The organism is Sphingobacterium sp. GW821-FHT03E03 (genome assembly GCF_059420745.1).
On record NZ_JBWKUH010000006.1, the window covers coordinates 35,170 to 58,919 of the forward strand.

The 23,750-nt window shown below is 39.0% G+C and carries 23 protein-coding genes; 14 read left to right on the forward strand and 9 right to left on the reverse strand.

Features of this window, described 5'->3' with window-relative positions; all coding sequences use genetic code 11:
• Window position 1 precedes the first annotated feature (1 nt).
• The 3 genes from AC07UV_RS09345 to AC07UV_RS09355 form a co-directional block, all read right to left on the reverse strand.
• On the reverse strand, window positions 2–1,279 hold the full coding sequence (locus AC07UV_RS09345; protein ID WP_120257513.1) for an adenylosuccinate synthase: 1,278 nt from the start codon (window positions 1,277–1,279) through the stop codon (window positions 2–4).
• A gap of 130 nt (window positions 1,280–1,409) precedes the next feature.
• Window positions 1,410–1,901 (reverse strand): Fur family transcriptional regulator, encoded by a 492-nt coding sequence (locus AC07UV_RS09350; RefSeq protein ID WP_104381932.1) that lies wholly within the window; start codon window positions 1,899–1,901, stop codon window positions 1,410–1,412.
• Between the two features lie 77 nt (window positions 1,902–1,978).
• Window positions 1,979–4,198 (reverse strand): RelA/SpoT family protein, encoded by a 2,220-nt coding sequence (locus tag AC07UV_RS09355; RefSeq protein WP_495183504.1) that lies wholly within the window; start codon window positions 4,196–4,198, stop codon window positions 1,979–1,981.
• A 150-nt stretch (window positions 4,199–4,348) separates the two neighbouring features.
• Here AC07UV_RS09355 and AC07UV_RS09360 point away from each other — a divergent pair, with 150 nt between their 5' ends.
• The 3 genes from AC07UV_RS09360 to bshB1 all read left to right on the forward strand — a co-directional run bounded on the left by AC07UV_RS09360 (window position 4,349) and on the right by bshB1 (window position 6,441).
• Window positions 4,349–4,981, forward strand: a complete 633-nt coding sequence (locus AC07UV_RS09360; protein WP_282254312.1) for a DUF4294 domain-containing protein — start codon at window positions 4,349–4,351, stop codon at window positions 4,979–4,981.
• Window positions 4,982–5,056: 75 nt separating this feature from the next.
• Complete coding sequence (locus AC07UV_RS09365) at window positions 5,057–5,548, forward strand: glutathione peroxidase (protein WP_282254310.1); 492 nt, start codon at window positions 5,057–5,059, stop codon at window positions 5,546–5,548.
• A 161-nt stretch (window positions 5,549–5,709) separates the two neighbouring features.
• Window positions 5,710–6,441: a bacillithiol biosynthesis deacetylase BshB1 gene (gene bshB1 / locus AC07UV_RS09370; protein ID WP_282254308.1), complete on the forward strand. Its 732-nt coding sequence runs from the start codon at window positions 5,710–5,712 to the stop codon at window positions 6,439–6,441.
• A gap of 91 nt (window positions 6,442–6,532) precedes the next feature.
• Here the strand turns inward: bshB1 and AC07UV_RS09375 are convergent, their stop codons facing one another.
• The 4 genes from AC07UV_RS09375 to AC07UV_RS09390 are packed head-to-tail and all read right to left on the reverse strand — an operon-like array spanning window position 6,533 to window position 10,013.
• Window positions 6,533–7,342 carry a phosphate ABC transporter ATP-binding protein gene (locus tag AC07UV_RS09375; RefSeq protein ID WP_282254307.1) on the reverse strand — a complete coding sequence of 270 codons (810 nt, stop codon included), beginning with the start codon at window positions 7,340–7,342 and terminating at the stop codon, window positions 6,533–6,535.
• Window positions 7,300–8,151 (reverse strand): PstA family ABC transporter permease, encoded by an 852-nt coding sequence (locus AC07UV_RS09380; protein WP_120257508.1) that lies wholly within the window; start codon window positions 8,149–8,151, stop codon window positions 7,300–7,302. Before AC07UV_RS09380 ends, AC07UV_RS09375 begins: the two co-directional genes overlap by 43 nt.
• A complete protein-coding gene (gene pstC / locus AC07UV_RS09385) occupies window positions 8,144–9,040 on the reverse strand; it encodes a phosphate ABC transporter permease subunit PstC (protein ID WP_495183505.1) in 897 nt (298 codons plus the stop codon). The genes AC07UV_RS09380 and pstC overlap by 8 nt, the downstream gene beginning before the upstream one ends.
• A 1-nt stretch (window position 9,041) precedes the next feature.
• Window positions 9,042–10,013, reverse strand: coding sequence for a PstS family phosphate ABC transporter substrate-binding protein (locus AC07UV_RS09390; protein WP_282254305.1), 972 nt, complete (start codon window positions 10,011–10,013; stop codon window positions 9,042–9,044).
• Between the two features lie 144 nt (window positions 10,014–10,157).
• Here AC07UV_RS09390 and AC07UV_RS09395 point away from each other — a divergent pair, with 144 nt between their 5' ends.
• From AC07UV_RS09395 to AC07UV_RS09435, 9 genes are all read left to right on the forward strand, one after another.
• Window positions 10,158–12,263, forward strand: coding sequence for a ferredoxin-like domain-containing protein (locus tag AC07UV_RS09395; protein ID WP_282254304.1), 2,106 nt, complete (start codon window positions 10,158–10,160; stop codon window positions 12,261–12,263).
• An 11-nt stretch (window positions 12,264–12,274) separates the two neighbouring features.
• Window positions 12,275–13,033 (forward strand): uroporphyrinogen-III C-methyltransferase, encoded by a 759-nt coding sequence (gene cobA, locus AC07UV_RS09400; protein ID WP_282254303.1) that lies wholly within the window; start codon window positions 12,275–12,277, stop codon window positions 13,031–13,033.
• Window positions 13,034–13,039: 6 nt separating this feature from the next.
• Window positions 13,040–13,618, forward strand: a complete 579-nt coding sequence (locus AC07UV_RS09405) for a precorrin-2 dehydrogenase/sirohydrochlorin ferrochelatase family protein (RefSeq protein ID WP_282254302.1) — start codon at window positions 13,040–13,042, stop codon at window positions 13,616–13,618.
• Window positions 13,608–14,309 (forward strand): phosphoadenylyl-sulfate reductase, encoded by a 702-nt coding sequence (locus AC07UV_RS09410; RefSeq protein WP_282254301.1) that lies wholly within the window; start codon window positions 13,608–13,610, stop codon window positions 14,307–14,309. The genes AC07UV_RS09405 and AC07UV_RS09410 overlap by 11 nt, the downstream gene beginning before the upstream one ends.
• Before the next feature lie 53 nt (window positions 14,310–14,362).
• Entirely contained in the window at window positions 14,363–15,253 is an 891-nt protein-coding gene (gene cysD / locus AC07UV_RS09415) for a sulfate adenylyltransferase subunit CysD (protein WP_282254300.1), read from the forward strand.
• Window positions 15,254–15,285: 32 nt separating this feature from the next.
• Window positions 15,286–16,530 carry a sulfate adenylyltransferase subunit 1 gene (locus AC07UV_RS09420; protein WP_495183506.1) on the forward strand — a complete coding sequence of 415 codons (1,245 nt, stop codon included), beginning with the start codon at window positions 15,286–15,288 and terminating at the stop codon, window positions 16,528–16,530.
• Between the two features lie 685 nt (window positions 16,531–17,215).
• Window positions 17,216–18,547, forward strand: coding sequence for an NADP-specific glutamate dehydrogenase (gene gdhA / locus AC07UV_RS09425; protein ID WP_495183507.1), 1,332 nt, complete (start codon window positions 17,216–17,218; stop codon window positions 18,545–18,547).
• 101 nt (window positions 18,548–18,648) lie between these two features.
• The gene (locus AC07UV_RS09430) at window positions 18,649–18,894 is read left to right on the forward strand and encodes a hypothetical protein (RefSeq protein ID WP_495183508.1); all 246 of its coding nucleotides are present in this window, start codon (window positions 18,649–18,651) and stop codon (window positions 18,892–18,894) included.
• Between the two features lie 7 nt (window positions 18,895–18,901).
• On the forward strand, window positions 18,902–19,240 hold the full coding sequence (locus AC07UV_RS09435) for a hypothetical protein (protein ID WP_495183509.1): 339 nt from the start codon (window positions 18,902–18,904) through the stop codon (window positions 19,238–19,240).
• A gap of 48 nt (window positions 19,241–19,288) precedes the next feature.
• Here AC07UV_RS09435 and AC07UV_RS09440 read toward each other — a convergent pair whose 3' ends face one another.
• Window positions 19,289–21,661 (reverse strand): endonuclease MutS2, encoded by a 2,373-nt coding sequence (locus tag AC07UV_RS09440; protein WP_495183510.1) that lies wholly within the window; start codon window positions 21,659–21,661, stop codon window positions 19,289–19,291.
• A gap of 20 nt (window positions 21,662–21,681) precedes the next feature.
• Window positions 21,682–22,440 (reverse strand): DUF4296 domain-containing protein, encoded by a 759-nt coding sequence (locus AC07UV_RS09445; protein WP_495183511.1) that lies wholly within the window; start codon window positions 22,438–22,440, stop codon window positions 21,682–21,684.
• Between the two features lie 72 nt (window positions 22,441–22,512).
• On the opposite strand from AC07UV_RS09445, the gene AC07UV_RS09450 reads away from it, so the two are divergent.
• Together AC07UV_RS09450 and AC07UV_RS09455 are read left to right on the forward strand one after the other, a co-directional pair.
• Window positions 22,513–23,205, forward strand: a complete 693-nt coding sequence (locus AC07UV_RS09450; protein ID WP_495183512.1) for a YggS family pyridoxal phosphate-dependent enzyme — start codon at window positions 22,513–22,515, stop codon at window positions 23,203–23,205.
• Window positions 23,198–23,650, forward strand: coding sequence for a GNAT family N-acetyltransferase (locus AC07UV_RS09455; RefSeq protein WP_495183513.1), 453 nt, complete (start codon window positions 23,198–23,200; stop codon window positions 23,648–23,650). Before AC07UV_RS09450 ends, AC07UV_RS09455 begins: the two co-directional genes overlap by 8 nt.
• The last annotated feature ends 100 nt before the right edge of the window (window positions 23,651–23,750 follow it).

Here is a 23,750-nt window from a genome sequence, read left to right on the forward strand (position 1 = left end):
TTTACTTTGATAAAGCCAGTGTTTGTTTACGATCCGGACCTACCGATAAAATTGTGATAGGAACTTCAAGTGCTTTCTCCAAATAAGAAATATAGTTGTTTAATGCCTCAGGAATCTCTCCCTCAGATGTGATACCAGTCAAATCTTGTTTCCAACCCTGAATTTCCTCCAAGATCGGTTCTGCTTGATGGGTAATAATCTCGTATGGCATGTAGTCAATTACCTCACCATTATATTTATAATGTGTACAAGCATAAATCTTGTCGAAAGTATCCAATACATCGGCCTTCATCATGATTAAATCAGTCACACCATTCAGCATAATCGCATATTTCAGCGCAGGAATATCAATCCAACCTGTACGACGAGCACGTCCTGTTGTAGCACCAAACTCATGACCCAATTGACGTAGTTTTTCACCAGTCTCGTCATGAAGTTCAGTAGGGAAGGGGCCTCCACCTACGCGGGTCGCATAAGCTTTGAAAATACCGTATACCTTACCAATTTTATTGGGAGCAATACCAAGACCAGTACAAGCTCCTGCGGTAGTTGTATTTGATGAAGTAACAAATGGATAAGAACCGAAATCCACATCTAAAAGGGTACCTTGAGCTCCCTCAGCCAATACACGTTTGCCTTCTTTCAGATATTGATTAACTAAATGCTCTGAATCAACATGAGGAATGGTTTTAATAAATTCGATAGCATCCAGGAACGCTTGTTCTTTTTCACTGAAATCAGGAATATCACCATAGTGTGAAAGAATATTTAAATGCTTTTCTTTCAGCTTTTGGTAACGCTCTTGAAAATCTGGAAGCGTTGTATCACCTACACGTAAGCCGTTTCTACCAGTCTTATCCATGTACGTCGGCCCGATACCTTTTAAGGTAGATCCAATCTTGCCTGCGCCCATTTTCGATTCTGAAGCGGCATCCAATAATTGGTGTGTTGGCAAAATAAGGTGTGCTTTGCGCGCTAGCACCAAATTGCCTTTACCCACCGGATCAAAACCAGCTGTCTTAAGGTTATCTAATTCTCTTTTTAGGATAATCGGATCAATAACGACACCATTACCAATAAGATTTAGTGTACCTTCATTGAAGATACCAGATGGAATTGTGTTGAGCACGAATTTTTTGTTATCAAATTCCAACGTGTGTCCGGCGTTAGGGCCGCCTTGGAAACGAGCGATTAAATCGTATTTTGGACAAAATACGTCTACGATTTTACCTTTACCCTCGTCACCCCATTGTAAGCCCAAAAGCACATCAACTTGCATAGCTTTTAAAGTATAGTAATTAAAATGTTATTAATAAAAATAGACTCATTAAAAAAATAAAAATGTTCAGGAATTTTTCTCCTGAACATTCCTGAACAAATGTACTATTATATTTAACAAAAATATAAGATTAATTTGAAATAGCTTCTTGGGCTACGGTTTCTTCTTTTTTATTTTTTTCCTGACAATCTTGACATACACCATATAAATTTAAAGAATGGTGTTTGATGTCAAACTTCAATAGATCCCCCATAAGGCTCTGGATCTGGTTGATACGAGGGTCACAAAATTCAACAACCTTATTACATTCAATACAAATCACGTGGTCGTGTTGTTTGAAACCGTAAGATTTTTCAAATTGAGCCATGTTGCGGCCAAATTGATGTTTGGTGACCAAATCACAAGATACTAATAGTTCGAGGGTATTATAAACTGTAGCACGACTGACACGGTATTTTTTGTTCTTCATATGGATATACAAAGACTCTACATCAAAGTGATCAGTACGTGAATAGATCTCTTCCAAGATAGCATAACGCTCTGGAGTTTTTCTTAGATTTTTATTTTCTAAGTATGCTTCAAAGATTTTTTTTACAGTTGCAAAATTTTCAGCTTGATTCATAGTAAAAATATTCTTGTACAAATTTACCAATTTAGATTGACATTTGATAGTATTTCTAAATTGTGATATTCATTTGATTAATTTTCAGACTCATAACGATTTACTCCTGTAATCCCTCTTACTTGTTTGAGGTTTTTCATCAAGCTCTCCAATTGCTGTGTATCATTGACGTATACCATGATATTCCCATCAAAAATACCATCGTTACTCGATATGGATAGGGAACGTATGTTGACCGCAAATTCTTGAGAAATAACCGTAGTGAGTTTATTGACCAAACCAACATCGTCGATCCCCACAATATGCAACCCTGTGAGAAATGCAGAGTCCTTTGTAGAAGCCCAGCGTGCTTTCAGGATACGGTAGCCGTAATTCGCCATTAACTTGGACGCATTGGGACAACTGGTACGGTGGATCTTGATACCATCATTGACTGTCAGGAAGCCGAAAATATCATCGCCAGGAATCGGATTGCAACAAGGGGCTAGGGTATAGTCAACTTTTTGCATATCGTCTCCAATAAGGATGGTATCAAACTCTTTCTTATTGATCTTTTCGACTAAACCACCTATATGGCTATTGAACTGATTTCCGGAAGAAGAACCTGCATTGATTTCAACCGCTTTCTCATGCGCCACGTACTCGCGCAATTGCTTGATATCAACAATGCCTTTTGCGACGTTATAAAAAAGGTCCTGAGAACTTGGATACTTTAAATAATTAGCAATCTTATTGATATTATCGGTGTTGTAAGTCACTTTCAGAGACTTCAATTTACGCTCCAGAATCTCCTTGCCATCCTCTGCAACTCTTCTTTTCTCTTCTTTAAGGGAGGACCTAATTTTAGATTTTGCTTTTGCAGTAACGACAAAATTGAGCCAATCTTCTTTTGGAGACTGTTTGCTGGAGGTTATAATCTCCACTTGATCACCATTTTGCAAAACATGGCTAAGTGGAACCAATTTATGGTTCACTTTAGCTCCAATACAGTTGGCACCTATATCGGAGTGAATCTCAAAGGCAAAATCCAATGCTGTGGCATTGTTAGGCAATTGGATTAAGGTGCCTTTTGGCGTGAAGATAAAAATCTCATCGGAAAACAGATTCATCTTAAAATCATCCACAAAATCCATGGCATTCTGATCAGGACTGCTCAGTACATCGCGTACCTTTTTGATCCATTGATCCAGGCCTGAATCGGAATTAGACTCTTTATATTTCCAGTGGGCCGCAAATCCTTTCTCTGCAATTTCATTCATCCGTTTGGTCCGAATCTGAACCTCCACCCATTGGCCTTTGGGACCCATCACTGTGGTATGTAAAGATTCATAACCATTCCCTTTGGGGGAGGAGATCCAATCGCGTAAACGGTCTGGATTAGGGCGGTATAAATCCGTAACAATGGAATATACTTTCCAACATTCGGTTTTTTCCTTTTCGTCTACCGCATCGATAACGATACGAATGGCAAATAAATCATATACTTCCTCAAATGGAATTGACTTTTTGCGCATCTTGTTCCAGATCGAATGGATGGATTTAGGCCTTCCAAACACAGATGCTATAATGCCTTGTTCTTCTAGAATTTCCTTAATAGGGTCGATAAAATCGCCAATGAATCTCTCGCGCTCGGCCTTTTTCTCATTCAGTTTTCGAGCAATAAATTTGTAGGTATCCGGATCGGTGAACTTCATGGACAAGTCCTCCAATTCTGATTTAATTGCATATAGACCCAAGCGATGAGCTAAAGGGGCATAGAGATAACTGGTCTCCGAAGCAATCTTCAGCTGTTTGTCTCTTGCCATAAACTCCATCGTCCGCATATTATGCAGCCTATCCGCCAATTTGATAAGAATAACACGCACGTCATCTGCAAGGGTGAGCAGCATTTTACGGAAGTTTTCGGCCTGCATTGAACTATTAGGATCAAATATTCCGGAAATTTTAGTTAATCCGTCGATAATGCGACGAACTTTTTTTCCAAACATTTCCTCAATTTCGTCCAAGGTCACATTGGTATCCTCAACAACATCATGGAGCAAAGCGCATACAATGGAGGTCGTACCTAAGCCTATTTCCTCAGCAGCAATTTGCGCTACAGCAATAGGATGATAAATATAAGGTTCTCCTGATTTGCGGCGCATTTCCTTATGACTATCCAATGCCAAATCAAAAGCTTTACGAATCTCTTGCTTATCCCCGCGCTGCAAAGTAGGCTTGCAGGCACGCAATAACGCACGGTAACGTTTTCTTATCTCTTTGTTTTCTACCTCTATATCAATCACATAATCTTTCATAAACGTTGCAGGTAAATGATGTTTTTTTGAGTATTTTTGTTTAATTTAGTTAATGTATTTCGAATACGATTATCAAGCTAACTTATTTTGTAATAAATTTACCAAAATATAATAGCATTGACAAATTAAAAGAGTTATATAGTCATTCAGATGAAGACAATAGTAGGTGGTTTGCTTTTTCTTCTTGGGACTTTGTCAGGTGTGACACAGGCTCAATCTCTTGTTCTTCCATTGTATGGTGAAGGGGCGCAAGAGACTGTGACTGATTATATGAAAACAACATTACCTTCGGGCGAAATTTTACCTTGGTTTCCCATCCCAGAGGTTGTTATTGTCAGAAAACGAGTATGGTCAAGCGAGGAAGCAAGACGGGAATATCTACGTTTTAGACGAAATGTACTGAAGGTACTCCCTTATGCGATCTATGCACAAAAAAGATACGACCAGCTAGATCGGGATCTAGCCCTGACATCTGAAAAAAAGGAGCATGAAGCGCTGGTGGAACGGTGTGAAAATGACGTAAAACAAATGTTTAATAGGGAAATTAAAAACATGACCATTTCCCAGGGTAAAATTCTTATAAAACTGATCGATCGCTATACAGGACACACAAGCTACGAAATGGTAAAAGAAATGAAAGGTGGAATTTCCGCGTTCTTTTATCAAGGTGTTGCCAAAATTTTTGGACATAATCTAAAATCAGCGTATGATCCAAAGGAGGACTTCGAAATCGAAAATATTATCCGGGAATTTGAAAGATCAAGACCTAAACCAGTCATGTAGACTTCAGTATGCAAATTGCTAGGAGACTTGAAAAAAGTATCCGGATCCTCATGTAAATACCTAAATTAAGATAATATGAAAACGATTTATGACTTTGATGCCTTGCAATTCAATGGAACCATGAAATCTCTGGGGGATTTTGAAGGAAAGGTTTTGTTGATTGTCAATACAGCGAGTCAGTGTCTGTTCACAAAACAATTTAAATCGCTTGAAAAGCTCTACCAAAAGTATAAAGAAAAAGGGTTTGAGATACTGGCATTTCCGTCCAATAACTTCCGAAATCAAGAACCCTTGACAGGCAGTACATTGGAAACATTTTGTCGAATAAACCAACAAGTCAGTTTTCCGGTCTTTAAGCGCAGCCATGTCATTGGCACCTATACGACGCCATTGTATAATTTTCTTTCAAATAAGACAGAAAACGGTCATATAAATAGCAAACCTTCCTGGAACTTTCACAAGTACCTGATCAACAAGCAGGGAGAAGTTGTGGATTTCTATTACCCCACTACTTCGCCATTGTCAGGTAAAATTTGTCGTAATATCGAACGACTTTTAGCGGAGTAAACAACAAACTTTCTACCTTTGACCTCAGCTTCATAACAGTAAAACTTATATATGTTGGCTATCTTCAAAATAAGCTAGCAATATAAAAGAATTAACTGCAGAATCATTTTTAACCGATTTTGGTGAAATTGGAGGCTGTAAACAAAAAATAAGATATCAATATGCTAAAACTAGATTTATTAGTCATTGCTGTGCATCCCGATGACGCAGAATTAGGGGCAGGCGGAGTAATGGCAAAATATGTTGCTGAAGGAAAAAAAGTAGGAATTGTAGACCTGACACAGGGCGAACTAGGTACACGCGGTACAGCGGAGACCAGAGCGCAAGAGGCGAAAGATGCCGCAACGATCCTGGGATTGGCTGCTCGCGAAAATCTCGGTCTCAGAGATGGCTTTTTCGAAAATGCTATCGAAGAAAAAATGGCTATTATAAGTGCAATAAGGAAATACCAGCCTGAAATTGTTATCACCAATGCGATTACCGACCGCCACCCTGATCATGGCAGGGCAGGGCAGCTTGTGAATGAAGCCTGTTTCCTTTCGGGTTTAAGAAAAGTGGAAACAAGAGATGAAAATAATCATATACAGGAAGCTTTTCGGCCACGTTTGGTATTACAGTTTGTACAGGACTATTATATCAAACCTGATGTGGTTATTGATATTACGGACTACTATACTATCAAGGAGAAGTCAATCCTAGCATACAAAACACAATTCTATACCGGTGAAAACACCAATCCAGACGAGCCACAAACCTATATCTCCAATCCGGATTTTATGGAATCTACTGCTGCTAGAGCGAGAGAATTTGGCCGTTATATCCAGGCAAAATATGCTGAAGGATTTACTTCTAAAAAGATATTAGGTGTTGATGATCTATTCGACCTGAGATAAAGAAGCTGTAATAAAAATAAAGAAGTGAAAAGCCGAGGATTCTATGGACACCATAAAATCTTCGGCTTTTTTATAAATGATAGGTAGTTTATCAGGAGATAAAACCTTTTACATATTGTTTTGTGATCTCATGTTGCGGGCTTAACAACACTTGCTCAGTGGGGCCAAATTCAAGGATTTCACCCCCATAAACGAAAAGAATATAGTCGGACACCCTTCTAGCTTGTCGTAAGATATGTGTCACCAGAACAATGGTATAATCCTGCTTCAGCTCGATTAATAATTCTTCAATTTTTGCTGTAGATAGTGGATCCAATGCAGAAGTCGATTCATCACCAAGTATAATTTCAGGTTCAACAGCAAGACCCCTAGCTAAACAAAGCCGTTGTTGCTGTCCAATCGAAAGACCACTTGCAGACTGCCCCAAACGATCCTTGACCTCATCCCATAAGGCCACATTTCGCAATTGTGTCTCGACAATCTTATCCAGTTCTTTTTTATTCTTGGTGCCATGTATACGCGGGCCATAAGCGACATTATCGTAGATGGACATCGGTAAGGGATAAGGTTTCTGGGATAAAAGCCCCATCTTCTTACGGATATGTGTCACTTCAGCATCCTTACCATAAATATCCTCACCGTTCACAAGCACAGACCCAGTTATTTCAACACCTTTTGTGTCGTCTACAAGTCGATTAAGTGTTTTCAACAAGGTGGTCTTACCACAACCCGAAGGTCCTATGATAGAAGTTACACTATTGTTGGGTAAGGCAAGATTAATATTTTTTAAGATATGTCGTCCGTCGATATACACATTAAGATCCTTAATCTGTATATGGGGATCAGTTAATGGGCTGTTTAACGACGATTCTTTTGTTTCGATTGAAGGATATGTGTGCATACTACGATAATTAAAATAATGATTGTTAAAACCAGGGCTGAAGCGTAAGCTCGCCCCTGTACCTCAGGAATTGGACTGCTTAACTGAAAAAATATAGCCAAGGGAAGTGTTGCTGCAGGTTCGTCAATATATTTAGGCAGATTATCACTGAAGCCTGTTGTCAATAGCACACCAGCAACATCACCAATAGCCCTTCCAAACGCCAACAGAATAGCCGTCAATAATCCAGCGCGAATGCTCCGCAACATAACCTTAGCGAGCTCCCAACGTGTTGTACCAAGGGAAAGCGTGACATTTTTCAAATCTTCAGGAATCGTTTTGATTAATTCGTCTACTGTACGTACCACAATAGGGATCGTCAATAATGTGACCGTAATGATACCACCCAATAGCGAAGCTCTAATACCAAAATAGACCATGATACCAAAGCCGACAGCACCATAAACAATGGATGGAACACCATAAAGTACATCGAACAAAAGCTTTGAAAACTGTGTTACTCTGGAATTTGTCCCTAAATAAATATTAAGATAAAGAGATATTGGGATGCCAATAAAAGCGGAAAGGGCGGTCGCTACACCTGCCAGATAGAGCGAACCTAATATGGCGTTTAAGATTCCGCCTTCTTTACCTATGTAAAACCCACCTTTGGGCAATTGGCTGACCATCTCCCAATTGAGATAGGGAAGCCCCTTATAGAGGATCGTACCTACAATAAAAAACAGGGAAGCAGTTACTGTAATTCCGGACAGATGCATGAAACCCTTCGCGATTTTTTCGCTCAATAACCTTCTTTTGGTATTATCCATCTAAACCTCCTTCGAGACGTCTCAAGATCAGACGTGATATTAAATTGAAAACAAATATGATCACAAATAGCAATAATGCTGAAAACATCAATGCAGACTCATAAAGTGGGATGGACATCATCTCACCAAAATTGTTGGCAATTAAAGCTGGGATGGGGTAACCGGCATCAAAGATGGACGTAGGAACCTTGGATACATTACCACAAACCATTAATACAGCAATCGTTTCTCCAAACGCACGAGAGGTCGATAAGACAATTGCCGCAATAATACCGGGCTTTGCTTTTTTGAGAATAACATGTTTTATGGTATCCCATTTTGTTGCTCCTAAAGACAAAGAGGCTGCTTTTAATTCATACGGAATCGTTTGGAGCACCTCAACCATAATTGAAATCATGATCGGAAATATCATGACTGCCAATACTATCCCTCCGGCTAACACCGAATAACCAGATGTCACCACGCCAAAAATTGGAGCAATATAAAGCTGGATCAATGGTACAATAAATAACACGCCCCAAACACCATATAGCACTGGAGGAATGGCAGCCAAAACATTGACAAGCGGGAGCATCATATTTTTCAATGCATCTGAAGCATATTCAGTCAAATAAACAGATGTTAATATACACAGTGGTATGGCAATGGCAAGGGATATCAATGTGACAGCAAGTGTGCCGGCGATAAAAGGCAAAAATCCGAATGAGCCTTTCATAGGTGCCCATACTTTGTCTGTCAACAGCTGAAATACATTACTATATTCAAATAGTGGAATGGATTTTACGGTTAAACCGACCGCAATAATAAGGACAACTGAAAGCGAAATCAGCAGCAACAATAATGTGGACCGTTTTACTAAAGTATCTTTAACTAGACGTGTATTTAGCATGCTATAACTTTTTTAGTTCTTCATTAATCAGTGTTTCACTCAATGGTACATAACCATTTTCCAGTAATTGTGATTGCGCCTGTTTCTGCAGTACAAATGAGATAAATTCCTTCAAAAGCAAGGACTCAGTTTTATTTCGTGTGACAAATGTCAGATCACGCGAAGGAGGGGCAGGGTATCTTCCCGCCGCAACTGCTCCTGTCAAGTCCGACAGGGAGCCATAGAATTGTTCATCTGCTTCAATCTGTCCATTTTTATTTAAATCTAATGGCAATACATCAATATGATCAAACACTTTATTTGTCTTTAAATTATATACATAATTAATGTTGTTGAAGCCAATGCCAAACTTATCATCTTTAATAGCTTGGGCGATGCCAGGGTCCCCGAAGATGCCAACACCTTGCAGATCCTCCTGTTTGTGTCCAAAAAATTTGGCCCATGTTTCTGCCGCTCCAGCGGCATCCGAACGCACGTAGACATTAATCGGATCCGAAGTAAATTGCGGATCAACTTGATTCCATGTTTTCAATTTTTGATTAACAAAAATATCCGAAAGCTCCTCCCGTGTTAAGCCCCGTTTCAGTAATGCTTTATAATTTGGATTGCCAGGATTCAATGTACATATTACAGCGTCTTTGGCAACGACAGTAGGAACTGCACCTTTTTTGATTTCTTGTGCATGAAGATCCCGTGATACTAGGCCAATGTCTACCATACCAGTTAACACATCGGCTATTCCTTTTCCCGCTCCGCCTGCAGAAATATTAAAACGAACATGAGGGTGAATTTTTTTAAAGTCTTCACTCCAGATTACCGCCAAAGGGTAGAGGGCAAAGGCTCCAGATAATGAAATATTACCTTCAAACCCACGCTCTTTGCTATATCCATTCTTTATTTTTGGCGCGCATGACGAGATCTTAGATACAACTATAAAGCTAAAAACGAGGGCTATAAAACATCTTTTTATCATTACACCTATTAGTCTACAGGTTTAGTATATTAAATTTTATACGGCAAATATATATTAATTTGGTAGATATTATAGAATATTAAAAAAATATTTTTACATTTGACTCGAGAAAAGAATACTAAATCAATAGATTTTATTTGTTTTATGCAAAGCTTCCGTACAGAATTAGAAAATCCAGTCGTGGAAAAGGAGATTATTGAACTTGAAAAAAAGATTCGGTTATTTCACGAAGGTAAGATCGCTGATGAGAAATTTAGATCATTGCGTCTAGCCAGGGGAGTATATGGACAGAGACAACCAGGGGTTCAAATGGTTCGTATCAAACTTCCATTTGGAAAAGTTACTTTTAAACAATTGATCAAAATCGCGGCAATATCTGATGAATATGCAAGTCGCAACCTGCATCTGACCACACGTCAAGATATTCAGATTCATTACGTAAGTCTGGACAGAACTCCAGAACTTTGGTCAAAATTGGCAGAGGACGATATTACCTTAAGGGAGGCCTGTGGTAATACCGTTCGTAATGTAACGGCTTCGCCAACTTCGGGCATTGATCCAAAAGAACCTTTTGATGTCTCGTCGTATGCACAGGCGACATTTGAATATTTTCTACGTAATCCGGTCTGTGCGGAGATGGGCAGAAAATTCAAGATGTCTTTTTCTGCAAGTGAAGAGGATACCGCTTTTTCCTATATTCATGACTTGGGTTTTATTCCAAAATTGAAGTATGTTGATGGTGTGGAAGTACGTGGTTTCAAAGTCTTGCTAGGAGGTGGACTGGGATCACAGCCATTTTTAGCATCGCTAACAAATGAATTTCTACCAGAAGACGAACTTATTCCTTATATCGAGGCTGCCTTAAGGGTGTTCGACCGATATGGTGAACGCAATAACCGTAACAAGGCCCGCTTTAAATATCTTATTCAAAAACTTGGCCTGGAAGAGGTATTGAATCTAATCGAAGCAGAAAAGATTGCTACAAAAGTAAAGACTTTCGCTATTGATCGAACCAAAATTGAACAACCGCTGCCACCTGATGACAGCAAAATTACTGTACTTGATCTGGATAGCGACTTAAACTATCAGGTATGGAAGAATACGAATACATTTGAACAAAAGCAAGCAGGCTATTATGGTGTCTATGTACGTGTTTCTACTGGAGATATCGGCACGGATAAAGCGCGATCCTTGGTCGCTGGATTAAAAGATCTCGTTGCGGATGATATCCGGATAACACAAAACCAAAGTTTACTATTGAAGTATGCAACTGAGAAATCGCTACCTCATATTTACCAATTGCTCAAATCACTTGATCTTGCACAGGTAGGTTTTGACAGTACTGCAGATGTGACAACATGTCCCGGAACGGATACTTGTAATCTTGGCATCTCAAATAGTACCGAAATGGCGCGGGTCATTGAATCGTATATCGCCGAATTCCACCAAGATTTTATTTTCAACAGAGATTTGAAAATTAAGATATCCGGTTGTATGAATTCCTGTGGTCAACATGGACTGGCACATATTGGCTTTCATGGCAGCTCAGTTAAAGCAGAGGGCAAGGTAGTTCCCGCTGCCCAGGTTATGCTTGGTGGTGGTACGATCGGCGATGGCGAAGGCCGGGTTGCCGAACGAATTATCAAAGTACCAACCAAGCGCGTATTGCATGTGGTGGAATTCGTACTGAACGATTACAAAAAGAATGCTGAAGAAACTGAAAACTTTCATACGTATTACGACAGACAGGGTAAAAATTATTTTTACAATCTATTAAAACCATTGTCGGATCTGACCACACTTGCGGAAGATGAGTTTGTGGATTGGGGCCATGAGGGGACTTTCCAAACAGCAATAGGTGTGGGTGAGTGTGCCGGAGTGGTGATCGATCTCGTGGCAACATTGATTTATGAGGCGGAGGAAAAACTGCAATGGGCAAACGAGACGTTCCAGGAAGCAAAATTCGCAGACGCTATCTATCATGCATACAATGCCTTTGTTCAGGCAGCAAAAGCCTTGTTGTTAGATAAAGGTATTAGCGCAAGCACGCAAAATACAGTGATCAATGAATTCCAGACACATTTTGTGGAGTCTGGGGAATATAACTTTGATCAGTCATTTCCGGAGCTTGTCTTACAAATCAGTAAAAATGAACCTACTGAGGGCTTTGCAACAGGTTATCTGCAAGAAGCCACAAAGTTTATCAATGAGGTTTATCAACGTAAAAATTTAACGCCTGTATTGGCTTAGGAGGGAACGGAATGTCGATAGAAGCAAAAGTAACTTTGGTAGGTGCGGGGCCAGGAGATCCAGAATTGATTAGCCTAAAAGGGATCAAAGCAATCCAGAAAGCGGATGTTATTTTGTATGACGCGCTTGTCAATGATGAATTATTGGATTATGCGAAAGCAGATTGTATAAAAATTTATGTCGGGAAACGTGCTGAACAGCTTTCAATCTCGCAAGATGAAATCAATCGTTTATTGGTTGACTATGCCTTGAATTATGGGCATGTGGTGCGTTTGAAAGGTGGAGATCCCTTTGTCTTTGGACGTGGAGGTGAGGAGATCGATCATGTGGCACAATATGGCATTGAAACAGCCGTTGTACCTGGTATTTCCTCCGCTATTGGCCTAACAGGGCTACAGCAGATTCCTTTGACTTATAGAGGGATTAGCGAAAGCTTTTGGGTGATAACAGGGTCAAAATCTGATGGCAGTTTATCTAGCGACCTATACTTGGCGGCAGAATCCAATGCGACTGTGATCGTCCTGATGGGCTATGGAAAATTAGCTGAAATTGTAGCCATCTACCGGGATAAAAATCTTCATCATCTACCAATCGCTTTGATTCAGAATGGATCATTGCCCAATGAAAAAGTTGTATTGGGAACAATAGACAATATATTAGATGAATCTACCGAAAAGAGAATCGGTGTACCAGCTATTATCATCATAGGTGAAGTTGTCGCGAAACACAGATCGTTTCAACAGATTAAAGAAAAAGCACTTGCATTATAAATAAGTATGAATCATTTATTTCCCATATTCGTTAAACTTGATCAGATCCAGACCTTATTGGTCGGAGGTGGAAAAGTTGCATTGGAAAAATTCCAGGCATTGATAACAAGTGATGAGAGATTGAAACTAACTGTTGTCGCAAGGGAAATTGTTCCAGAATTTGAAATATTACTCAGGAATTACCCTCACACTCAACTTCACATCCGTCCTTTTGAGACGAGTGACATTGAGCACAAGCACCTTGTGATTGCTGCGACGAACAATATGGAACTGAATGATGAACTTCGTGAGTTAACATCACTTCACAATATACTTTTCAACGCAGCGGATAAACCAGATCTATGCGACTTTTATTTGGGATCTATTGTTACTAAGGGCGATCTAAAAGTCGCGATTTCCACAAACGGCAAATCACCAACAATTGCAAAAAGGGTGAAGGAATTGCTCAACGATCTATTACCAGCCGAAATCGACGAAACGCTTTCATTGATGAGCGAATATCGTGAACAGCTGAAAGGAGACTTTGAATTTAAGGTAAAGAAGCTGAACGAACATACCAAAAATATATTACGTCATGAGCGTTAAGGAAATTAAAGAAATTATCGGCGATAAAAAAGGAACGGAGATGCTGCAAGCAATTGCAACGCTATATCCTTCAGAAGTTGTTTTTTCGACTTCTTTTGGGATAGAAGATCAGATTATCACCGAATGGATTGGCAAAAACAATATTGGTATCGAGATTTTCACTTTAGATACGGGGCGATTATTCAAAGAGACATACTCTTTGTGGAGTCGCACATTAGAACGTTATCAACTGAATATCAAAACATACACACCGGATACGACATTGTTGGAAGATTTTATCAGTAAAAAGGGACCTAATTCTTTCTATGAATCTGTTGAAAACCGTAAAGAATGTTGTCGGATCAGGAAGATTGAACCGTTGCAGCGTGCTATCAAAGGAAAAAAAATCTGGATTACCGGCATTCGGTCTGAACAATCGGTCAATAGACATGATATGGACTTTGTAGAATATGACGAAGTAAATGATATCATAAAAATCCATCCACTGTTTGACTGGACCTTTGAACAGGTAAAAATGTATTGTAAAGAACAGTATATTCCCTATAATGTCTTACATGACAAAGGTTTTCCGAGCATTGGTTGTCAACCATGTACAAGAGCTATTCAGGAAGGAGAAGATTTTCGGGCCGGAAGATGGTGGTGGGAAGATCAGAGTAAAAAAGAATGTGGTTTACATGCTGTTAAAGCTTAATTATAAAAAGCGTAAACCCGAATTCATTAAATCAAATTTTATTATTTCAAAGAATGGACTATTTAGATCATTTAGAAGCGGAAGCAATATATATATTAAGAGAAGTTGCTGGACAGTTTGAAAAACCAGCATTATTATTCTCGGGCGGAAAAGATTCCATTACATTGGTTCATCTAGCAAAAAAAGCTTTTAGACCGGGTAAATTTCCTTTTCCACTGGTTCATATTGATACTGGGCACAATTTCCCAGAAACTATTGCTTTCCGTGACAGTCTTATTGAAGAAATCGGAGAAAAACTTATTGTTGGCTATGTCCAAGACAGTATAGATCAGGGCAAAGTTGTTGAGCAAACAGGTAAAAACGCAAGTCGTAATGCACTTCAGACTGTTACCTTACTCGATACGATCTCGAAGCACGGTTTCGATGCATGTATCGGAGGAGCACGTAGGGATGAGGAAAAAGCACGTGCAAAAGAACGTATTTTCTCCGTTCGCGATGAGTTTGGACAATGGGATCCAAAAAGACAAAGACCTGAGTTGTGGAGTATTTTCAACGGTAAGATAAACAAAGGCGAGAATGTACGGGTATTCCCGATATCAAACTGGACTGAGCTCGATGTCTGGAATTATATCAAACGCGAACAAATTGCATTGCCATCCATTTATTTTAGCCATGAACGGGAGGTAATTACCCGTAACGGACAATTAATGGCGGCTGCACCATTTTTGAATATTGATGAGGAGGATGTTGTTGAAACTAAATCTGTTCGTTTCAGGACGGTGGGTGATATGACCTGTACTGCGGCAGTAGATTCTACAGCAACTGCTTTAGATGATATCATCGCGGAAATCAAGGCATCAACAGTCAGTGAACGTGGGGCTCGGATGGATGACAAAGTATCCGAGGCAGCAATGGAAGAACGCAAAAAACAGGGATATTTTTAATTTCTCAAATCTAATACTTGATATTGACAACAATGAATATATTGAAATTTATAACAGCTGGTTCGGTAGACGATGGTAAAAGCACCCTAATCGGTCGATTGCTATACGATACCAATTCTATTTTGGATGACCAATTGGAAGCGATACAGCGTGCCAACCGAAAAAATGATGATGGAACAGTAGATTTAGCGATATTAACGGATGGACTAAAGGCAGAACGCGAACAAGGGATAACCATCGATGTTGCTTACAAATATTTTCAGACCGATCATCGAAAATATATTATCGCTGATGCTCCAGGCCATATTCAATACACGCGAAACATGGTTACCGGCGCATCTAATTCTGAGCTGATCATCATATTGGTAGATGCACGAAAGGGGGTTATTGAACAAACGAAAAGGCATTCGTTTATTGCTAAATTACTGGCAATGAAACAAGTATTGGTGTGTGTCAATAAAATGGATATGGTAGATTATAGTGCTACTGTTTTTGAACAAATCAAAAATGATTACCAGCAATTGGCTGCCAATCTAGGACTTCAGGATGTTGATTTTATCCCTGTATCCGCATTAAAAGGAGACAATATTGTTCATAAATCTGATCGTATGCTATGGTATTCAGGAGAATCGCTATTGGATTACCTGGAGAATGTTGAAATCCACGAAAATCAAGCGGCGAATTGGAGATTCCCTGTACAATGGGTTGTAAGGCCACAAACAGATGATCTCCATGACTATAGGGGATATGCCGGCAGAGTGTTAGGAGAGGGGCTTACTGTAGGCGATCAGGTGATTATTTATCCTTCTGAAACATACAGTACTGTAAAGACTATAGAATTTAACGGCCTACAGCTTGACCGTGCAGAAAATGGACAGTCAGTTATCCTTCATTTAACAGACGATGTGGACATTAGCCGTGGCGACACGATTGCAAATGTTGAAAAACAGCCAAAATTTGAGCGTAATATACAGGCAAACGTATGTTGGTTTGACAATAAACCCTTGGATACCGAACAGATCTACTTGCTTCAGAGCCACAGTAAATTGACAAAAATTAAGATTGTTGATGTGCTTTATAAATTTGACATCAACACACAGGATAAAGTTTTCGACGAAACAATCAAGCTCAATGATATTGGTCGCATTGCAATCAAATCTGCTGAAAATCTTGTATTTGATTTACAGACAGAAAATTCTGCAAATTCTCAAGCCATTGTCATTGATCCACGGACTAACTTAACAGTTGGCGCTTTGATGATTCAGGCTATTGATTAACATTTTTTAATCTGTAAATACTCAACCTAAATATTTATTGAGGAATCCAAGCAAAATGCTTGGATTCCTTTTTTATTTTATTATTAAAATGTGTAAGTCTTATTTGCAAATCATTGTAGGAAAGCTTATTTTATAGTAACCTCAAAATTGAAATAACTATATCAAATAATTCTTTTAAAAGCCTCAGCCCTCATTAGTACATATAATTATTATAATTTATATTATGTTAAATAGTAATTTGTAAACCCTCCCTTTTACCCAACGATTTGTTCTATTTTGTAATAAAATCGTATTGCTACATTGTTATAACGAAGATTCTATTCTCATTGCACCATAACCAATTGTAATTCCGCTTAAAATTAGATCGTACAATTTATTAAGACTTCATGGTGGCCTTATAAATTTTAAAATTTATAAGGCTTAGAATTACACAAATCATTACGTTTAGTTTGTTCTATTATAAAAACGAAAATGATTCTTTTTTTTAGCTAAAGTGTCGAATAAAATACGTGGATGATTTGATTTCGGCTACAATTCTATATTATCAAGCTAAATAGCCATATTTTATAGAATTCGAAATTTCATTATAACAACTTAAAATTTATAAAAAATTAACAAAAATTGGATTTTTATTAAAAAATACATAAATTAGTGCCAGCCAAAGGGAAATTTTACTAATTAAAACATGTCAAAAAATTTTAACGAGTTCATTGCGAGCGTTGAGAAACGCAATCCAAATGAGCCAGAATTCTTACAAGCTGTAAAAGAAGTTACAGAGGATTTATTTCCTTATATCGCAAACAATCATCCTGAATTTTTCGACCAAAAAATTCTTGAACGCCTGACCGAGCCTGAACGTATTATTTCTTTTCGTGTAACTTGGTTAGATGACAATCATCAAGTACAGGTAAACCGCGGATACCGTGTGCAAATGAATAGTTCTATAGGTCCATATAAAGGAGGTCTCCGCTTCGCTCCTTCTGTAAATCAAAGTATCTTGAAATTCCTTGCTTTTGAACAAGTTTTCAAAAACAGTTTAACAGGCTTACCGATCGGTGGTGGTAAAGGCGGTTCCGATTTTGACCCAAAAGGTAAATCAGATAATGAAATCATGCGTTTTTGCCAGAGCTTTATGACGGAATTATATCGTCATATAGGTGCAGATACAGATGTTCCTGCCGGAGATATCGGTGTTGGTGGACGTGAAATTGGCTTTCTTTTCGGACAATTCAAGCGTCTTCAGAATAACTTTACAGGAGTCCTAACAGGCAAAGGTGAATTATGGGGCGGCTCCTATATTCGTCCGGAAGCTACCGGATATGGTCTACTATACTTCGTAGACTGTATATTTAAACATAAAGGACAATCTTTACAGGGAAAAGTGGCAACGGTTTCAGGTGCTGGTAATGTTGCATTTTATGCAGTTGAAAAAGCAATGCAGTTAGGTGCAAAAGTAATTACCGTCTCCAATAGCCTCGGCACATTGTATGATCCAGATGGATTTGACACAGAGAAAATGGCTTTTGGAGCAACTTTGGGACGGAATTTAGACCAATACCCTGCTCGTTATCCAAATGCACAGTTTTTACCGGGACAAAAACCTTGGCAATTCAAATGTGATATTGCATTACCATGTGCGACACAAAATGAATTGGATGAATCCGATGCAAAAACACTTGTGGCAAACGGCTGCATCTGTGTTGCTGAAGGCGCTAATATGCCTTCCACTGCTGAAGCAATTAAGGTTTTCTTAGATTCTAAAATTAGTTTTGCACCAGGGAAAGCTGCAAATGCGGGCGGGGTTGCCGTAAGTGGCCTGGAAATGTCCCAAAACTCGATCCGTACACAATGGGGTACTGAGGAAGTTGATAGCCGTCTGAAAACAATTATGGAAAGCATTCATGAGACTTGTTTGAAATATGGCAAAGAAAGTGATTTTGTTAACTACTTAAAAGGTGCCAATATTGGCGGCTTTATTAAAGTGGCTAATGCCATGAAAGCTCAGGGAGTTGTATAATCAGCCTTTTTCTAATCATATCATAATCCTGAACGCTCAAATGTATTTCATTTGGGCGTTTTTTTATACTTTTATGGTAATTTTTAAAACAAGAGATTTACATGAGATTAATAGCGGAACTCCCCCATCCTGATTGCAAGATTTCCATCTTTGGAATGAACCAGAAATTCATCATCAAATTTGAACAAGGAAATTTGGAGCAATCCTATAAAATTGCAGAGGTTGACATCATAGGTGGTGTAAATGGTGTTTTTGAATTGCTTGATGAGGAATTTCTTAAAACTGTGATAGATCAGTTCTCCTTAATGCGTCAATCTTTTAACGGTGCTTACAGTAGATACGAATAACGGCAATATGTTAAACTACCTTTATTTTGCGGCATTTTGGGCTTGCCAAATTGTCTCCTCTATCCTATTTAAACTGGGCGGTATTCACCCCAAGTATAAATGGGCAGCGTTGATTGTTGGGAATATTATTTTGCTTTCGGCAAGTTGGTTTCTCATTCAATTATTTAAGAATGTCTCTCAACCTATTGTTATCGCATTATGTTCAGGAGGGACTTTTCTGACTGTCCAATTGGCAATGGCATTTTATTTTAAAAGTCCACTGAGCTGGCAGCAGGTTGTCGGTATGTTTGTTATCATTGTAGGTATGGTGATGATCACCTTTGGTGGCAAAGATCAGGCGATCTAAAAAGATAAGAAAGAACTCGCATCTTACATCTGCGAGTTCTTTCTATTGCTATAAATAAGCGTAAGTTATTCCGTCTCCACCGCGGTCTTGATGTTCATCTTCAAACCGGCTGACATGGCTGTATTTACGCAAGTAATCCCGAATGAATTTTCGTAAAATGCCGTCTCCTTTACCGTGGATAATTTTTAATGATGGGTAGCCCACCATAACGGCCCTATCCAGTACTTTCTCCAATTCATTCAACGCATCTTCGGTGCGCATCCCTCTTAGGTCAAGTTCCGGATTAAAATCTGCGACAGTACCCGCAGACAATGATTTAGACAAGCTTTTTGCTGATTTCTTGTTTTCACGTCCTTCGAGCTTAATAACATTCTTTCGCTTCTGTACTGTTCTCAATTCTCCCATAGCAAGAATCAAGTTGTTTTTAGCAATTTCAACAACCTGTGCTTCAGCTCCATTATCAATAATCTGTACCCAGTCCCCTATACTCAATTCGGAGGACTCGGCTACTTTTTCTTTAATGACATGCTTCACTGTTTGCTCTTTCGGCAAAACAGCTTTCAGAGCTTGATCCAGATTACTGCGCAACTCACGGGTTTTCTCCTTATCAGCTTTCGCTGATTTGATCTGTGCAACCGTATTTTCGATTAATTTATTGGAGTTTCTGATGATTTCCTGAGCCTCCTCTTTGGCTTTTTTCAGGATAACCCGCTTATTTTCTTCAAGATAATCTTGCAATTCCAAGTACTCCGATTTAAGAGATTCAAGTTCTTTCTCTCTTTTATTGATGGCAACTTTTGTATCAAACACCTCTTTCTTCTCACGTTCAAGATCGATCAACAAGGTATCTACCTTTTTCTGTTGTACACCGATTTTCCCTTTGGCGGCTTCTAGAATATCCTTTCCTAGCCCTATTTTCTGTGCAATTTCGAAGGCATAGGAGCTTCCAGGTTTACCGATCTGGAGAATGTACATTGGACGCATCTCGCGGTTATCGAACAACATGGAAGCATTCTCCAGACCCGTTGTATTGCTCGCAAATACCTTTAAGTTTGAGTAATGGGTTGTTACAACGCCTCTAATCTGCTTTTTGTTCAACGATTCCAATACGGCTTCGGCAATAGGTCCACCAAATAGAGGGTCTGTTCCGGTACCGAATTCATCAATGAGTACCAGGGTGCGTCCATTGGCGAATTCCGTAAAATACTTCATTTTCGACAAGTGTGCACTGTACGTACTGAGGTCACTCTCTATAGATTGATCGTCACCAATATCAGCAAATATTTGCTTGAATACACCTACTTTCGTAGTCGGCTCAGCCGGGATCAATAGACCTGATTGCACCATAATCTGTAGCAAGCCCACTGTCTTCATACAGACTGACTTACCACCGGCATTTGGTCCGGAGACAACAATAACACGTTGAAACTGGTCGATTTGTATATTCAAAGGAACTACAGTGCCTTTATGGTGTTCGTTAAGTATGAGCAATGGATGACGGGCATTGATGAGATTGATCTCCGCTTCTTTGGACAGTTCAGGCATTTCGGCCTCAATATCCAAGGCAAACAATGCTTTGGCCCTAACAAAATCAACTTTGGTCAATAAGCCATGATAGGATAACAATAAAGGGAGATGCGGCCGCACTTTATCTGTGAGTTCCACAAGAATTCGGATGACCTCTCTCCTGCGCTCAAATTCAAGATCTCTAATTTTATTGTTGAGCTGAAATACTTCTTCTGGCTCAATATAAGCCGTTTGTCCTGTTGCTGACTCGTCATGAATCAATCCTTTAAGCTTCCTTTTATTTTCAGCCAAGATCGGAATACATAGACGTCCATCGCGTACAGTCAAATTGCCATCCGCGGTCCACCCGCTGTCCTGGGCATTTTTGAAGATACTATTTATACGTTTGAGCGCATCTTGTTCTGCCCGTTGTATTTGTTGAGTGATTTCGAGCAATAAGCGTGACGCATTATTTTTGAGTTTTCCTCGCTCGTCAATCACTATTTCAATATCACGGATGATTCCCTTCTCGATAGGCAAATGCTCAAATAGCACTTCCAAATTCGGATAAAGGCCTTCTCTTTCGTTAAAATAGCGAATGATGGCATAAACAGTTTTCAAAGATAACAGGACACGAAAAAGCTCTTCTTCAAGTAGAAAGGCGCCTTCCACCCTCGCTTTTTCAATAATGGATTTTAAAGGAAAAAAATTCTCGACTGGAAATGCCCCATCGTTGACAAGAAGATCTTTGAATTCGCTTGTCTGTCTCAAAAAGCGATCTATCTGATCATAGCGAGTTTGTGGTTGAATTTTTTCGACCAGTTCACGACCCGATTCACTCAGGCATTTTTGTTTTATTTTATCTTTTATCTCGGAAAAGCCGAGTTTATCTATCGCATTTAATGGATATACCATAAAATTATATTCTTTGATGGTTAAAGTTTTGACACTGGCTTTAATGCCTGTGGTGGAGTAAGAATAGGTTTTTCAAGCCTTTGCTCCATTTGTTTTGGTAACGTTGCTGTGTCCTTTGCCGAAACGCCAGGTGTTGATGCTGGGGACGCAGGATTTCCTGAAGAAACAGGCGGTGGTGATCCAGCTGGAGTAGTTGAACTACCTATAGTTAGCTGGTTCATTAAATAGCTATCCAAACTAACACCTGTTTTCTGTTGGAAATTTTTGTTAAACAACGAAGAAGCTTCTTTAAAACTGAATTTCTCCTTACTTGATTTGTAATGGATAAGTGCAGCAATACGTTCTTGATACTGTTGCTGTTGTCGCATCACACGACTCGTACTATCCTGAATCCTCGCATTGACAATCGAATCCCTTGTTCGGATAGAATCTTGCTTTTTACGTTCGATATCTGTATAAAACTTATTCTCCTTCGTCAAGTTATCTTCCACTTTCTTGTAAATGGCTGACATAACCTCAGCATCTTTGCCGTAATAGTCCAGATTCTTTTTAAAGGAAACGGAATCCAGTCCGTATTTATCAAACGTCACCTGATACAAAGGCACCATCACTTTGCGTGCACTATCAATGGGCAAAATATTGAGATATGAATCTGTCAATTGGATTTCTGTCAAAGCATTTACAAATTTGCTTTGTGAGATAATATCCTTCTCCTCTGGTCTGACACAGGAACCAAATAAAAAAATCACCGCAAGTAGATTCAGTATTAATCGTAGCATTTCGTAGTTTTGTACAAATTTACAAAAAGCACCGACATTTGGCACTTTTTACATCATCAAACTATATCGGAAATGAGTATTGCGAGTAATTTAGAAGCTTTAAGATTGGAAACTGAAGCAAAGGGCGTTCAGCTTGTAGCAGTTTCAAAGACAAAGTCCAATTCAGAAATCATGGAAGCCTATGAGGCTGGACAACGTATTTTTGGCGAAAATCACGTTCAAGAATTAATTGAGAAAGCAGAACTCTTACCCAAAGATATTCAATGGCATATGATTGGACATCTACAGACAAATAAGGTGAAATATATTGCTCCATTTGTTAGCCTAATTGCTTCTGTTGATTCCTTAAAACTGCTAAAGGAAATTAATAAACATGCGTTAAAAGCGAATCGTACCATCGATTGTTTATTACAAGTCTATATCGCCGACGAAGACACCAAGTTCGGTTTGGATCATGCCGAATTGATCGAGTTGCTTCGTGATGAAGAATTCCTGGAACTAAAAAATATCCGAATTTGTGGGCTAATGGGGATTGCGTCCAATACAGACAATGAAAAGGTGATTAAAGCAGAATTCTACGAATTAAAGATGTTATTTGATGGAGTTAAAGCTAGCTTCTACCGTAAAGATGATTATTTTAACATACTTTCCATGGGAATGTCTTCCGATTACAAGTTAGCGATTGAAGAAGGCTCCACTATGGTTCGTATTGGAAGTACAATCTTTGGTAAAAGGGTAATTAAACATTATAAAAACAATGACTAAACCAATTATACGTGCAGCAATTAAGTCCGATTGCCCGCAAATGCTTGAGCTAATCAAAGAATTGGCGATCTATGAGAAAGCACCAGATGAAGTAACGGTTTCCCCCGCGGAGTTTGAAGAAGCAGGATTTGGACATAATCCTGTTTGGGGTGCATTTGTAGCGGAAGTTGGCGACGAAATTGTTGGAATTTCATTATATTACGTCAGATACTCCACCTGGAAAGGAAGAAGGCTTTATCTGGAAGATTTAATCGTCACCGAAAAAATGCGTGGACTGGGAATGGGTAAACAACTCTTTGACAGAACACTGGCTTACGGCAAAGAATGCGGTTATCATGGCATGGTATGGCAAGTTTTGGACTGGAACGAGTCTGCCATAAAATTCTACGAACGGTATAAAGCTGATTTTGATTCGGAGTGGATTAATGTATCAATCACTTATTAAATTAGAGGGGAAGCAATCAATTCAATGCGGTTTTATCTTTTTTTGAAAATTTTATTTATAGGCAGTTTTTTGTATTCATGTCAAAACAAAAGTGCCGCAC